Raw genomic sequence first — 14,355 nt, 5'->3', positions numbered from 1 at the left:
ACGCCTCCACAGGTGCAGCCTGTGGAGGCGTAGTCTTCGGTAGAGGGCTCGCTTGCCCAGGGCGTGTCGAGGACGCGCCGGCTCAGTGGCGAATCAGGTAGTCGAAGGCGCCCAGGGCGGCTTTGGATCCCTCCCCCATGGCGATGACGATCTGCTTGTAGGGCACGGTGGTGACGTCGCCGGCGGCAAAGATGCCGGGCACCGAGGTCATGCCGTGCTCGTCGATGACGATCTCGCCGCGCTGCGACAGCTCGATCGGCGAGTCGGTGAGCCATTCGGTGTTGGGCACCAGGCCGATCTGCACGAAGATGCCTTCCAGCTCGAGCCGCTTGATCTCGCCGCTGGCACGCTCCTCATACGTCAGGCCGTTGACCCGGGTACCGTCGCCGTTCACCTCGGTGGTGCGCGCGCCGAGGATGATCTCGACGTTGGGCAGGCTGCGCAGCTTCTTCTGCAGCACCGCGTCGGCACGCATCTCATCCATGAACTCGATCAGGGTCACGTGGCCGACGATGCCAGCCAGGTCGATGGCCGCCTCGACGCCGGAGTTGCCGCCGCCGATCACCGCCACGCGCTTGCCCTTGAACAGCGGGCCGTCGCAGTGGGGGCAGTAGGCCACGCCCTTGTTGCGGTACTCAGCCTCGCCGGGCACGTTCATCTCGCGCCAACGGGCGCCGGTGGAGAGGATCAGCGTCTTGCTCTTGAGGCGCGCGCCGGACTCGAACTCCACCTCGTGCTCGCCGCCCTGGTCGGAGGCTGGGATCAGCTTGACCGCACGCTGCAGGTTCATGATGTCGGCCTCATACTCCGTGACGTGCTGCTCGAGCGCCGCGGCCAGCTTGGGGCCTTCGGTGTAGGGCACGGAGATGAAGTTTTCGATCGCCATGGTATCGAGCACCTGGCCGCCGAAGCGCTCGGCCGCCACGCCGGTGCGGATGCCCTTGCGCGCGGCGTAGATGGCCGCCGCGGCGCCGGCCGGGCCGCCGCCCACCACCAGCACGTCGAAGGCATCCTTCTCGTTGAGCTTGGCCGCCTCGCGCTGGGCCGCGCCGGTATCGACCTTGGCCAGGATCTGCTCTAGGCTCATGCGCCCCTGGTCGAAGGGCTCACCATTGAGGTAAATGCTCGGCACCGACATGATCTGGCGCTCTTCGACCTCACCCTGGAACAGCGCGCCGTCAATGGCGACGTGGCGCACGCCTGGGTTGAAGATGGCCATCAGGTTGAGCGCCTGAACCACGTCGGGGCAGTTCTGGCACGACAGCGAGTAGTAGGTCTCGAAGTGGAACTCGCCTTCTAGCGCCTTGATCTGGGCGAGGGTGTCGTCGCTGACCTTGGGCGGATGGCCGCCGACCTGCAGCAGAGCCAGTACCAGCGAGGTGAATTCGTGGCCCATGGGAATGCCGGCGAAGACCAGGCCAGTCTCCTCGCCGGGACGGTTCAGGGCGAAAGAGGGCTTGCGCACATCCGTACCGTCCAGGCGCAGGGTGATCTTGTCGCTCAGAGCGACGATGTCCTTCAGCAGCCCATGCAGCTCCTGGGATTTCGCGCCGTCATCGAGGGATGCGACGATCTCGAACGGCTGCGTGACCTTCTGCAGATAGGCTTTTAGCTGACTTTTCAGATTGTCGTCCAACATGACAGCGGTTTCCTTCATGTCCGGGCTGGAAAAAGGCAAGACGATGCTCTCAGCGCTGACGTGGCGTCGGCACAGGCATGGGCTTGCACGTATCGGAAAATCGCCCGGGCAGCATATACCCGGGCGGGGATCGCAAGGCCAGCTTGCGGCCTCGCGATGATTCTACTCAGGGAACTGCTGATTCATGACGCGAGCGCAGCAATGAATCAGTGTTTCCTTAGATCTTGCCGACCAGATCCAGAGAGGGAGCGAGAGTCTCTTCGCCTTCCTTCCACTTGGCCGGGCAGACTTCGTTCGGGTTGTTACGAACGTACTGAGCGGCCTTCAGCTTACGCAGGGTCTCGGAGACATCGCGAGCGATGGAGTTGTCGTGGATCTCCAGAGTCTTGATCACGCCTTCCGGGTCGATCACGAAGGTGCCGCGCAGGGCCAGACCGGCTTCTTCGATGTGCACACCGAAGGCGCGGGTCAGCTGGTGAGTCGGGTCACCGACCAGCGGGAACTTGGCCTTGCCCACCGCCGGGGAAGTCTCGTGCCACACCTTGTGCGAGAAGTGGGTGTCGGTGGTGACGATATAGACTTCGGCACCAGCTTTCTTGAACTCCTCGTAGTGCTCGGCGGCGTCCTCGACCTCGGTCGGGCAGTTGAAAGTGAACGCGGCCGGCATGAAGATCACTACGGACCACTGGCCTTTCAGGTTTTCTTCGGAGACTTCGACGAACTCGCCGTTGTGGAAAGCGCTGGCCTTGAACGGCTGGACTTCGGTGTTGATCAGGGACATTCCGTAATGCTCCATGTCATGGGTGGGTGATCCGAATACGGGACCTATCTTATCCATCGCAACTCATAGGCGAAAATTGATTGCCGCCATGGTTCCGATAAGACCAGTCTATGGTGGCACCGATGACTCATTGCAAGGCTATTGCCTCACCCTGTCGATTCAGCGCCAGAAAGCGCTGGGTATTGCCCATCTGTAACGACTCGACCATGCGCTGGAGGTGATGCTCGGCCTCGTCGCTGGTGAGAGCCTGCCGACCGCTGCCCGACAGCGCACCGACGAAGACGATATCCCATTCGATCCCGGTGCGCCGCGACTCCTCGACCAGCGAGGACATATCGCTGAGCTCCTCGGACGCCTTGTCGACGCACAGCACGGGGGTCAGCGCGCCACCCTCGCCCTGCTCGAAGCGCTGGCGCTGCTCCTCGGTAGGGTCATCCGGCAGCTCGGCACGGGTGAAGACGAACAGTAGCCGCTGCGGTTCGGGCTGGCGACGGGCCTCGGCGAGCAGGTCGGCAAAATGGGAAATGGCCAAGACGGACCTCCAGAGGTTGCAACTCTCGACATGGGGCGAAATGTGCTGGCACCGGACTGGCCGGCGCACCGGATACGATAGCGTATTCACCCTTCCCTCGCCTGACCTGGGTCAGTGCCCGGTATCTTCACGCGACGGAAAGCGCGCCAGGATCTCACGCTGTTCGTCACCCCGACGCACTTCGAGCGGCAGCAAAGTGCCGGGGGGCTGGCGCCGCACCAGCCGGGTAAGGTCGGCAGGCTTCAGCAGACGCTCACCGGCGGCCCGCATGAGGACATCGCCCTCCTCGAGCCCGGCCGCTTCAGCTACCGAGCCCTGCATGACCGAATGCACCGTCACGCCCCTCTCGTCGGGCGCCAGGAAAACACCCAGCGACACCGGCGGCAAAACTGGTGCCGGCGTCTCGGTGAGCGCGAACACCGCCTGTGCCAACCCATCGGGCAGGGGCTCGCACTCAGCTTCCTCCACCGGCCAGGGCAGCAGGGTGACATGATCGTCGATGCCCAGGTCATCGAGCTGGTGAGGCACGCCGAGGCCGAACTGCAAGTGCCCCTGACCGATCAAGGCAACCACCAGCCCGCCCTCGGCCGTAGCCTCGGCAAGTCCGGCGGCCATGGCCCGGTCCCACACCAGTTGAGCGGCAATGAAGCGTTCGAGCCCCTCCTCGCCGCCACCCCCATCGGCATGCTGGGCATGAATGTCGGCCAGGCGCTGACGATACTCGGGCAGGGCCTCGACCGGGGCGGAGATGCCGAAGCGCTCGGCCTCGGGAAGCGCCTCCCAGCCCTCCTCGACCAGCCGTCCACGCAACTCGGGAGTGACATTGATGGCCTTGAGCGGCACGCGGTTGAGACGCGCGAAGTGCAGGATCGGCATATAGAGTTCCGGATCGAAGCCCCAAGCGGCGTGCCAGTCGCTGGCGGCCAGGAACTCCGCTTCGTCGAGCTCACCCGCCACCCAGGCCTCCAGTGCCGGCTGGGCTTCACGCGGCAGCATCTCCAGGCCAATTACCATCTTCGGACGCAGAGCATGCAGCCCGGCCAACACATGCAGCTGCCAGCGATGATGATCCATGCTGTCGTGCTGCTCGCCGAGCAGCACCACGTCGCGCCCGGCCAGCTCGGCGAACAGCGCAACGCCATTCAGACGCTCACCTCCGGGCTGATACCACTGTCCCGGAACGAGGCAGGGTTCGGCTCGCACCGGGATCGCCGGAACGAGCAACAGGCAGGCCAGCAGCGCCAGCATACGGGACGGGGCGAACGAACGACGCATCGGTATCTCCTCTCGGGGCTGCCCCATCATGACGCATCTGCCGGCGCCCGGCAGTATCAGGCCACCTCTTCGCGCACTTTCTCTTCGCGCTCCTCTTCGTCACGCCCCTCCTCGAATGGAACTCCAGTTGGCAGGCCGGCGGTCATCCTGCCAGTGTGCCGCCGCATCGTCCTTCGCTGTCGGCATGAGACTCGAGGGGCTACGCTGGTAGTTCAAGTAGTACGCAAGGAGGCACTCCATGACACGACTCACGCTCCGCCATGCCTGCCTGTTGCTGGTCACCGGCTGGGCCACCACCGCCCTGGCCGCCGACCCGGCCACACCAGACGAAAGCGCCGCCGGCATGGACCCGGCCGAGATCACCGAAGCGCCCGACATCACACCCGGCGGCGCCGGCACCACCAGCGGTATCACCGGTTCGGACATGGATGAGGAGGATCAGGGCAGCGGTAGCGGCGAGACCCAGGGCGACGAACTGTTCCAAACGCCGCCGGCCGCGTCGGATGCCGGCCCCGCCTACGAGACCCAGAGCCCCGAGCGGGAAGACGAAGGAGAGGACGAACAGGCCCTGCCCGATGAACCGCTGGGCGCCGATGACAGCGGGCGCCGCGAGGATGGCGAGCCACAAAGCAGCACGGGACGTACACCGGAATGAGGCCTAGATTACAAACAGAAACAATACGCACCGCTCAATCCGAGCCGGAACCACTACGCTTTGCTGTATGACGCTTTGCTGTACGACATAGACCGGCCTGGAGCCGGCCACTATCGTGACCTTAACGCGACCAGTGACGACACCAACGACAAAGAGGGCGGAAGAATCAGGCAGGAGAGGCCTCATGACCCTACGGGTAACACGCAGACAATTCTTCAAGCTCGGCGCGGCAGGCATGGCAACGTCCAGCCTGGCCATGATGGGGTTCTCTCCGGAGCCCGCCGTCGCTTCCATTCGCCACTTCAAGCTGACCGGCGCCAAGATCACGCGCAGCAATTGCACTTATTGCTCGGTGGGTTGCGGCGTACTGCTTTATAGCCGCGGCGACGCAGCGATCAACAACGTCGACGACATCTATCACGTCGAGGGCGACCCGGACCACCCGGTGAGCCGCGGCTCGCTGTGCCCCAAGGGCGCCGGGCTGCTCGATTATATTCGCAGCGAATCCCGGCTGCGTTACCCCCAGGTACGCGAGGCCGGCAGCGACGAGTGGAGACGAATCACCTGGGACGAAGCTTTCGAGCGCATCGCCCGGCACATGAAGGATGACCGCGACGCCAACTTCGTGGACCAGAACGAGGCTGGCGATACGGTCAATCGCTGGACCACGACGGGTATGCTGGCGGCTTCGGCCTCGACCAACGAGACGGCCTACTGCACCCACAAGATCGCCCGCAGCCTCGGCATGGTGGTGTTCGACAACCAGGCGCGCGTCTGACACGGACCGACGGTGGCAGGTCTTGCCCCAACATTCGGTCGCGGTGCCATGACCAATCACTGGGTCGACATTCGCAATGCCGACCTGATCATCGCCATGGGCGGCAACCCCGCCGAAGCACACCCGGTGGGCTTCCGCTGGGTGATGGAAGCGCGTGAGCACAACGACGCTCGGCTGGTGGTGGTCGATCCGCGCTTCAATCGCACAGCCGCGGTAGCCGACTACTACGCCGAGATCCGTACCGGTACCGATATCGCCTTCCTCGGCGGCCTGATCCACTACCTGATCGAGAGTGGCCGCTTCCAGCGCGACTACGTACTCGCCTATACCGATGCCAGCCTGGTCGTGCGCGAGGATTTCGGCTTCGAGGACGGCCTCTTCACCGGCTACGACGCCGACAATGGCGAGTATGAGATGGACACCTGGCAGTACGAGTACGACGAAGATGGCCACGCCCTGCGCGACCCGACTCTCGAGCACCCGCGCTGCGTGTTCCAACTGATGCGCCAGCACTACAGCCGCTACACCATCGACGTGGTCTCGTCGGTTTGCGGCACCCCGCGCGAGAAGATCCAGCGCGTGTGGGACATGGCCGCGGAGACGGCCGCCCCCGACCGGACCATGACCTTCCTCTATGCGTTGGGCTGGACGCAGCATTCGATCGGCTCGCAGATCATCCGCACCGCCGCCATCGTCCAACTGCTACTGGGCAACATGGGCCTGCGTGGCGGCGGGGTCAATGCGCTGCGTGGACACTCCAACATCCAGGGCCTGACCGACCTGGGCCTGCTCTCCGATCTGCTGCCGGGTTACCTGTCGCTGCCCAGCGAGGACGAACAGGACTATGAAGAGTACATCCTCGAACGCGCCCGGCCGCCTCTGGTGGCGGAGGAAGTATCCTACTGGCGCCACTACGAGCGTTTCCACGTCAGCCTGATGAAGGCGTGGTACGGCGACGCCGCCACCGAAGCCAACGACTGGTGCTACGACTGGCTGCCGAAGCTGGGCGAGGACCTCTACGACATTCTGCATACCTTCGAGCGCATGCATCATGGCGAGATCAACGGCTACCTGTGCCAGGGCTTCAACCCGCTGGCCGCCTTCCCACACAAGGCCAAGAGCACTGCGGCACTGTCGCGGCTCAGATTCCTGGTGGTGATCGACCCACTGCGCACCGAAACGGCGGAGTTCTGGAAGAACCACGGCGAATACAACGACGTCGACCCGGCCACCATCGACACCGAGGTGTTCCGCCTGCCCACCACCGCCTTCGCCGAAGAGGACGGCACCATCGTCAACAGCTCACGCTGGCTGCAGTGGTTCTGGCGCGCGGCCCCGCCACCGGGCGAGGCACTACCCGACACGGCGATACTGGCCGGCATTTTCCTGCGCCTGCAGCGGCTCTATCAGGAGGAGGGCGGCGCCTTCCCCGATCCCATCCTCAACCTGCACTGGCCCTACCGCCGGCCCGAGGAGCCGAGCCCCGAGGAACTGGCACGGGAGTACAACGGCTGGGCGCTGGAGGACGTCTTCGACGAAGATCGCAACCTGGTGGTGCGCGCCGGCGAACAGATCGAGGACTTCGGCTTCCTGCGCGCCGACGGCTCCACCGCCTGCGGCTGCTGGATCTTCGCCGGCTGCTGGACCGAGGCCGGCAACCAGATGATCCGCCGCGACAACTCCGACCCCTACGGCACCGGGCAGACCCTGGGCTGGGCCTGGTCGTGGCCGGCCAACCGCCGCATCCTCTACAACCGCGCCAGCGCCCGCCCCGACGGTACGCCCTGGGCGGCCAACAAGGCGGTGGTGTGGTGGAACGGCCAGCGCTGGGTCGGCAACGACGTGCCCGACTTCCCGGTCGAGTCCGCCCCCGGCGGAAACCAGGGGCCGTTCATCATGAACCAGACCGGGCGCGGCCAGCTGTTCGCCCGCGACCGCATGAAGGAGGGTCCCTTCCCGGAGCACTACGAACCGTTCGAGACGCCAATCGCCGACAACCCGCTGCACCCGGACAATCCGCTGGCCAAGCACAACCCGGGGGCCCGGGTGTTCGAACAGGACCGTGAGAACTTCGGCACCTTCGAGGAGTTCCCCCACGCCGCGACCAGCTATCGTCTGACCGAACACTTCCATTACTGGACGATGCACAACCGGCTCAACGCCATCGCCCAGCCGGAGAAGTTCGTCGAGATCGGCGAGGCTCTGGCCGAGGAGCTGGGCATCGCCAAGGGCGACCGGGTACGCGTCAGCTCCAAACGCGGCCACATCGACGCCGTGGCGGTAGTGACCAAGCGCATCCGCCCGCTACAGGTGGCCGGCCAGACCATCCACCAGGTCGGCATTCCGCTGCACTGGGGCTACCTCGGCGAGACGAAGAAGTCGCACCTGACCAACACCCTGACGCCGTCGGTCGGCGATGCCAACACCCAGACACCGGAATACAAGTCGTTCCTGGTGCGTGTCGACAAGCTATAGGGCCAGGGAAAGGACCAAGGAGTCGAACACGATGCGAGGAGAACAAATCAATCTGCAGAACGTCATCGCCCGCTCGGCAAGCCAGGTGCCCTCGCCCCAGGAGCGTACCGGCGGCATCGATCGTGTGACCAAGCTGATCGACGTATCGCGCTGCATCGGCTGCAAGGCGTGCCAGGTCGCCTGCGCCGAATGGAACGACCTGCGCGACGAAGTCGGCAACAACGTGGGCGAGTACGACAACCCGCTCGACCTCTCGCCCAACACCTGGCAGGTGATGCGCTTCGACGAGTACGAAAACGAACAGGGCAACCTGGAGTGGCTGATCCGCAAGGACAACTGCATGCACTGCGCCGAGCCGGGCTGCCTCGAGGCTTGCCCCGCGCCCGGCGCCATCGTGCAGTACGCCAACGGCATCGTCGACTTCAACTCCGAGCACTGCATCGGCTGCGGCTACTGTGTCACCGGCTGCCCCTTCGACGTACCGCGGATCTCGGAAGTGGACGGCAAGTCGTACAAGTGCACGCTGTGCTCCGACCGGGTGTTCCACGGCCTGGAGCCGGCCTGCGTGAAATCGTGCCCGACCGGCTCGATCATGTTCGGCACTCGCGACGACATGCTCGACCTGGCCGAGACCCGCACCGACTTCCTCAGGAGCCGCGGCTACGACAACGCCGGGGTCTACAACCCCGAGGGAGTCGACGGTACCCACGTGATCTACGTGCTGCAGCACGCCGACAAGCCGCAGATCTACAGCGACCTGCCGGAAGACCCGACTATCAGCCCAATGGTCAGCGCCTGGAAGGGCGTGACCAAACCGCTGGCCTCGGCAGCGATCGGGCTGGCCGCACTGACCGGCTTCCTCCACTACGTCACCGCCGGGCCCAAGGAGTACAGCGAGGAGGACGAACAGGCGGTGCGTGACGACGAGGCCCGGCAAAGAGAGCGGGAAAGCGGGGAAGCGCAGGACAACAGGGAGGAACGCCCATGAGCCTGGCCAAATCCGATCCCTACCTGCGCCGCTACAGCCTCGGCGAGCGGCTCAACCACTGGCTCGTGGCCATCAGCTTCGTGCTGCTGGTCCTCAGCGGGCTGCCGTTCTTCCACCCCTTCTTCTGGTCGCTGACGGGACTGTTCGGCGGGCCGACCATGACCCGTATCCTGCACCCCTGGATCGGCCTGTTCATGGTGCTGATGTTCGCCATCATGGCGGTGCGCTTCTTCAAGGAAAGCTTGATCCGCCGCCACGACATCCAGTGGCTCAAGCAGATCGACGACGTACTCGCCAACCGCGACGAAAAGCTGCCGCCGGTGGGCAAAAACAACGCCGGCCAGAAACTGGTGTACTGGATCATGCTGGGCTGCATCATCCTATTGCTGATCACTGGGGTGATGATCTGGCAACCCCTGGTCGGCGAGGCGATGCCCATCACCCTGCGCCGGCTGGCCTCGATGGGCCATGCCTACCTCGCCTTTCTCGCCATTATTACCCTGATCATCCACATCTACTCGGGCATATGGGTCAAGGGCTCGTTCCAGGCCATGGTACGGGGCAGGGTCAGCAAGGCCTGGGCCAGACATCATCACGACCTGTGGTACGAGGAGGAGATGGAAAAAGAGCGCAAGCACCGTGAGATCAGCCGTCGTCATGACCACAGCGAACAGGAGACGCCGTGAACCACGCCTACGGCAACGCCCCTACCGGGATCATGCACCCGTCCGAGGTGCGCTTGCCCGCGGAGGATCACTTCGCCCGGCGCGCCCGGCGCCTGCAGCAGCTCGCCGAGCGACACGAACCGCTAGGGGAATTTCTCGGCTTCATGGCCCGGCTGGCCCATGCCCAGCAGGCCGCGCTGGAGCGGGCCTCGTCGAGTTGGCAGCCCGAACCGGCGGCCTTCGACCTGGCGCTCGAGCATGGCGTGCCGCCACTCAACATCCAGGCGTTGCAGGGCGACATCGATATTCAAGGCGAACTCGAGGCCTTGCTCGACGCGCTGGAGCTGCACGCCGGTGAGGCCCAGCGGCCGCTGCTCGCTGCCCTGCGCACGCGGTCTGAACAGTCGCTCAGGCAACTCGCCGGCCAGGTACTGGCCGGCGAGTCCGGCGAAGCGCCCACTCGCGGCCTGATGCCGCTGGTGGGCGCCGCCCTGCAAGTGGCCTGGCATCGCCTGGCACACCGGCTGCCACAGGCCCCGGCCCGCCCCAGCGCCGAAGTCCGTACGCTATGTCCCTGCTGTGGCTCGCCGCCAGTGGCCAGCCTGATCGAAACCGATGCCAGTTGCAGCGGCGTACGCTACTTGCAGTGCAGCCTGTGCGCGACCCAGTGGTACCTGGAGCGCTCCATTTGCAGCGTGTGCGAGCAGAGCGGCAAGCTCGACTACCTGAGCCTGACACCGAACACGGACGAGGAAGACGACAACGCCACCGTAGCCCAGGCCGAGGCCTGTGGCGACTGCGGCAGCTACCTCAAGATCTTTCCCCGCGCGCTGGATGCCGACGTCGAGCCGCTGGCCGACGACCTGGCCAGCCTGGCGCTGGACCTGCTGCTCGGCGAGGAGGGACGCTACCGGCGCAGCGGTTTCAATCCGCTGCTGATCGCCGAGGGCTAAGCGCCAGGGTTGGACGCATCCCGGTGCGTCATGCTATGCCATAAGGACGCCCGATACCGCTTTGCAATAGGAACGACCGACCTCGGCATGGACTTGAAGACGACAATGGACGTTCGACGCAACCTGCCCGCGGTGGACACACTGCTGGCCCATCCCGCCGTGGCCGCCGCCCGTACCCGGCATGGTCATCGCCTCGTGCGGCGCGCGGTACGCCAGACCCTGGACGAAGCCCGCCAGCGGCTTGCCGCCGAGCCCACCGCACCCGGTAGTGACGACAGCGACGCCCTGGCCGATGCCGCCCTCGTGCGGCTCACCGAGCTGGCACGCCCGGCTTCCCGCGCCGTCTTCAACCTCACCGGCACGGTGATCCACACCAACCTGGGCCGCTCGCCGCTTGCCGAAGCCGCCATCGCCGCCATGGCCGAGGCGGCACGCCATCCCGTAGCGCTGGAGTACGACCTCGCGGATGGCAGTCGCGGCGACCGCGATCGTCTGGTCGAGGAATTGCTGTGCGAGCTGACCGGTGCCGAGGCAGCCACCGTGGTCAACAACAACGCCGCCGCCGTGCTGCTGGCCCTGGGCGCCCTGGGAGCCGGCCGCGAGGCGCTGATCTCACGCGGCGAGCTGATCGAGATCGGCGGCGCCTTCCGCATGCCCGACATCATGCAGGCGGCGGGCTGCCGGCTGCGCGAGGTCGGCGCCACCAACCGCACCCACTCACGCGACTTCGAGGACGCCATCGGCGAACACACCGGCCTGATCGTCAAGGCGCACACCTCCAACTACGCCATTACCGGCTTCACCGCGAGCGTACCGGAAGCCAGGCTGGCCGAGATCGCCCACGCCCACGGCATTCCCTTCCTGGTCGATCTGGGCAGCGGCGCGCTGGCCGACTTCGCCACCCTCGGCTTGCCCTACGAAGCTCAGCCGAATGATGCCATCGCCGCCGGTGCCGACGTGGTCACCTTCAGCGGCGACAAGCTGCTCGGTGGCCCCCAGGCCGGCATCGTCGTCGGCCGCCGCACGGCCATCGAGACGATCAAACGCCACCCGCTCAAGCGCGCCCTGCGCCTGGACAAGCTGACCCTGGCGGCACTGGAGGCCACCCTGCGCCTCTACCGCGACAGCGACGCCCCCGAGCGCGACATCCCCACCCTGGCGCTGCTGACTCGTACCGAGGAGGAGATTGCCGCTACCGGCGAGCGCCTGCTGCCCCGCGTGCGCGGCCTGCTGGCCGACTTCGAGGTGACGCTCGCTCCCTGTGCCAGCCAGCTCGGCAGCGGCTCACTGCCGGTGGATCGCCTACCCAGCCGAGCGCTGGCCTGGCGCTCCCGGGCCGGACAGCGACGCCAGCGCGAGCGCGACCTGCGTCGCCTGGAGAGCGCCCTGCGCCAGCTGCCGCGCCCGGTCATTGGCCGCATCGGCGACGCCACCCTGCATCTCGACCTGCGCTGCCTGGCCACGCCGGCCGACGAGGCGACCTTCCTCAAACAGCTCGAACGCCTGCCCGACCTCTATGCCGCCACCCACCGACAGGACCACGGAGATTCGCCGTGATCGTCGGTACCGCAGGCCACGTCGACCATGGCAAGACCGCCCTGATCCGATGTCTCACCGGCATCGATACCGACCGGTTGAAGGAGGAGAAGGCCCGCGGACTGACCATCGAGCCCGGCTTCGCCTACCCCGAGGTAGCCGACGGCATCGAACTCGGCTTCGTCGACGTACCCGGCCACGTGCGCTTCCTGCATCACATGGTGGCGGGCAGTGCCGGCGTCGACACGGTGCTGCTGGTGGTGGCCGCCGACGACGGCGTGATGCCGCAGACCCTCGAGCACCTGCAGATTCTCACCCTGCTGGGGCTCGGTCGTGGCCTGGTGGCCCTGACCAAGATCGACCGGGTCGACACGGCGCGCCGCCGCCAGGTATGCGAGCAGATCGCCGCTCTGCTGGCCGGCACCCCGCTGGATGGCGCACCGATCCTGGAGATCTCGAGCCACACCGGCGAAGGCGTGGAGGCCCTACGCGACCGCCTCTGGACCCTCGCTGCCAGGCAGCACGCTGCCCCCATCCAGGGCCGTTTCCGCCTCGCCGTCGATCGCGTCTTCACCAAGAGCGGCGCCGGGGTGGTGGTGACCGGCACGGCCTTCGCCGGGCGGGTGCACGGGGGGGACACGGTGCGCCTGGAGCCTTCCGGCATTAGCGCGCGGGTACGCAGCCTGCGCCGTCAGCATCGCGACAGCGACCACGCTCGCCAGGGCGACCGCGTGGCGCTCAACCTGGCCGGTGCCGACGTCAGCCGCGAGGTCGTGCAGCGTGGCGACTGGGTCGTGGCCGAGGCTCTGGAAACGCCGCTTTCCAAGCGCTTCGACGTCGACCTCCAACTGCTCGAAACCGCCCACCCGCTCAAGCACTGGTCGCCGGTGCAGGTGCACCTCGGCGTGGGCCGCTATAACGGTCGTGTCGCGCTGCTCGAGGGCCTGCGTCTCGCCCCCGGCGAGCGCATGCTGGGCCAACTGGTGCTGGATGAGCCGGTGCACGCCTGCCTGGGCGACCGCTGCGTGGTTCGCGATCCTGCGGCAGGGATCACCTTGGGCGGTGGCACGGTGCTCGAAGGCGACCCGCCGCGGCGCGGCCAGCGCCGCCCCCAACGGCTGGCCTGGCTCGGCGCGCTGGCCGAGTGCGCCGCCAACACACCGCTAGAGCTGACCCCGGCGCTGAGGGAGGGACTGCATCAGCAGCCTGCCGGCATCGATCTCGATGCCCTGGCGCGCAATGCCAACGTCGAGGTGACGGCACTGGTCGAGGCCGTATCGGCGCTGGGCGGTAAGACACTGGAGAGCCGGGGGCAAAGCCGCGCCTTCTCGGCCGAGGCCATCAAGACACTGGAGGCCCGGCTGCTCGATGCCGTCGCCGCCAATCACGAACGCGAGCCCTCGATGCTCGGCACCGAGCGCGCCCGCCTGATCCGCCAGGCCATGCCCGAACTGTCCGAAGCGACGGGCCGGCAACTGCTGGAGCGCCTGATCGCGGGCGGCAAGCTGGAGGCCCAAGGCCCCTTCGTCGCCCTGCCCGGTCACCATGCCAGCCTCGGCGAGGAGGACGAAGCGCTATGGGCGCGGCTCGAGCCGCTCATCGCCTCAGTGCGCTTCCAGCCGCCGCGAGTACGCGACCTGGCCGCCAACGAGGGTTTCGAAAGCCAGAATCTCGACGAGACGCGCATCCGTGAAGTGCTCACCGCCTGCGCCCGTCTCGGTCGGCTCTACCAGGTGCGTCGCGACCACTTCTATCCGGCCGCCACAGTGGCCGAGATGGCCGCCGTCGTGCAGTCGCTCAAGCGCGAGCATGGCCGGGTCCGCACGGCCGCCTTTCGCGATCGCATCGGCACCGGCCGTAAACTCGCCATTCAAATTCTTGAATTCTTTGATAGAGTGGGATTCACACGACGCATCGGCGACGAGCGCGTGATACGCAACGCCGAGATGTGGCGTTGAACATTCTACGACGTGACACTCAGGGAAGAGGATCGACCCCCGGTGGGGCGACTAGACTTCAAATCTAGTAGGGGCTGCCAGCGGTCCCTGGAGGGTTCGACTCCCTCGCTCTTCCGCCAG

At 66.2% G+C, this 14,355-nt stretch carries 11 protein-coding genes and 1 tRNA gene; 8 read left to right on the top strand and 4 right to left on the bottom strand.

What is annotated here, in order from left to right:
* Positions 1 to 82: 82 nt before the first annotated feature.
* The 4 genes from ahpF to HOP51_RS01515 form a co-directional block, all read right to left on the bottom strand.
* On the bottom strand, positions 83 to 1,639 hold the full coding sequence (gene ahpF, locus HOP51_RS01530; protein WP_234272178.1) for an alkyl hydroperoxide reductase subunit F: 1,557 nt from the start codon (positions 1,637 to 1,639) through the stop codon (positions 83 to 85).
* Between the two features lie 217 nt (positions 1,640 to 1,856).
* Entirely contained in the window at positions 1,857 to 2,420 is a 564-nt protein-coding gene (gene ahpC / locus HOP51_RS01525; RefSeq protein WP_234272177.1) for an alkyl hydroperoxide reductase subunit C, read from the bottom strand.
* Positions 2,421 to 2,547: 127 nt separating this feature from the next.
* Positions 2,548 to 2,952: a ribonucleotide reductase subunit alpha gene (locus HOP51_RS01520; protein WP_234272176.1), complete on the bottom strand. Its 405-nt coding sequence runs from the start codon at positions 2,950 to 2,952 to the stop codon at positions 2,548 to 2,550.
* A 111-nt stretch (positions 2,953 to 3,063) separates the two neighbouring features.
* Complete coding sequence (locus HOP51_RS01515; RefSeq protein WP_234272175.1) at positions 3,064 to 4,227, bottom strand: ChaN family lipoprotein; 1,164 nt, start codon at positions 4,225 to 4,227, stop codon at positions 3,064 to 3,066.
* 238 nt (positions 4,228 to 4,465) lie between these two features.
* Between HOP51_RS01515 and HOP51_RS01510 the strand changes: the two genes are divergently transcribed.
* From HOP51_RS01510 to HOP51_RS01470, 8 genes are all read left to right on the top strand, one after another.
* The gene (locus HOP51_RS01510; protein WP_234272174.1) at positions 4,466 to 4,882 is read left to right on the top strand and encodes a hypothetical protein; all 417 of its coding nucleotides are present in this window, start codon (positions 4,466 to 4,468) and stop codon (positions 4,880 to 4,882) included.
* A 184-nt stretch (positions 4,883 to 5,066) separates the two neighbouring features.
* The gene (gene fdnG, locus HOP51_RS01500) at positions 5,067 to 8,135 is read left to right on the top strand and encodes a formate dehydrogenase-N subunit alpha (protein WP_267957553.1); all 3,069 of its coding nucleotides are present in this window, start codon (positions 5,067 to 5,069) and stop codon (positions 8,133 to 8,135) included.
* Positions 8,136 to 8,166: 31 nt separating this feature from the next.
* Entirely contained in the window at positions 8,167 to 9,123 is a 957-nt protein-coding gene (fdxH, locus tag HOP51_RS01495; RefSeq protein ID WP_234272171.1) for a formate dehydrogenase subunit beta, read from the top strand.
* Entirely contained in the window at positions 9,120 to 9,809 is a 690-nt protein-coding gene (locus tag HOP51_RS01490) for a formate dehydrogenase subunit gamma (protein WP_234272170.1), read from the top strand. The genes fdxH and HOP51_RS01490 overlap by 4 nt, the downstream gene beginning before the upstream one ends.
* Entirely contained in the window at positions 9,806 to 10,741 is a 936-nt protein-coding gene (gene fdhE / locus HOP51_RS01485) for a formate dehydrogenase accessory protein FdhE (protein ID WP_234272169.1), read from the top strand. The genes HOP51_RS01490 and fdhE overlap by 4 nt, the downstream gene beginning before the upstream one ends.
* 105 nt (positions 10,742 to 10,846) lie before the next feature.
* Positions 10,847 to 12,298: an L-seryl-tRNA(Sec) selenium transferase gene (selA, locus tag HOP51_RS01480; RefSeq protein WP_234272168.1), complete on the top strand. Its 1,452-nt coding sequence runs from the start codon at positions 10,847 to 10,849 to the stop codon at positions 12,296 to 12,298.
* Complete coding sequence (selB, locus tag HOP51_RS01475; protein ID WP_234272167.1) at positions 12,295 to 14,235, top strand: selenocysteine-specific translation elongation factor; 1,941 nt, start codon at positions 12,295 to 12,297, stop codon at positions 14,233 to 14,235. Before selA ends, selB begins: the two co-directional genes overlap by 4 nt.
* A gap of 23 nt (positions 14,236 to 14,258) precedes the next feature.
* Positions 14,259 to 14,354: transfer RNA gene (locus tag HOP51_RS01470), tRNA-Sec, on the top strand.
* Position 14,355: the final 1 nt, after the last annotated feature.

Origin of the sequence: Billgrantia zhangzhouensis (genome assembly GCF_021404465.1) — a bacterium.
In the GTDB taxonomy this organism is placed as follows: domain Bacteria; phylum Pseudomonadota; class Gammaproteobacteria; order Pseudomonadales; family Halomonadaceae; genus Halomonas; species Halomonas zhangzhouensis.
The sequence above is the reverse complement of the archived record's forward strand: the minus strand, read 5'-3'. Positions and strand labels throughout refer to the sequence as shown.

Excerpts from the sequence above, each read along its gene's own strand:
- HOP51_RS01515 (WP_234272175.1), bottom strand. The coding sequence starts at position 4,227 with ATGCGTCGTTCGTTCGCCCCGTCCCGTATGCTGGCGCTGCTGGCCTGC.
- HOP51_RS01510 (WP_234272174.1), top strand. The coding sequence starts at position 4,466 with ATGACACGACTCACGCTCCGCCATGCCTGCCTGTTGCTGGTCACCGGC.
- HOP51_RS01490 (WP_234272170.1), top strand. The coding sequence starts at position 9,120 with ATGAGCCTGGCCAAATCCGATCCCTACCTGCGCCGCTACAGCCTCGGC.
- ahpF (WP_234272178.1), bottom strand. The coding sequence starts at position 1,639 with ATGTTGGACGACAATCTGAAAAGTCAGCTAAAAGCCTATCTGCAGAAG.
- ahpC (WP_234272177.1), bottom strand. The coding sequence starts at position 2,420 with ATGTCCCTGATCAACACCGAAGTCCAGCCGTTCAAGGCCAGCGCTTTC.
- fdxH (WP_234272171.1), top strand. The coding sequence starts at position 8,167 with ATGCGAGGAGAACAAATCAATCTGCAGAACGTCATCGCCCGCTCGGCA.
- selA (WP_234272168.1), top strand. The coding sequence starts at position 10,847 with ATGGACGTTCGACGCAACCTGCCCGCGGTGGACACACTGCTGGCCCAT.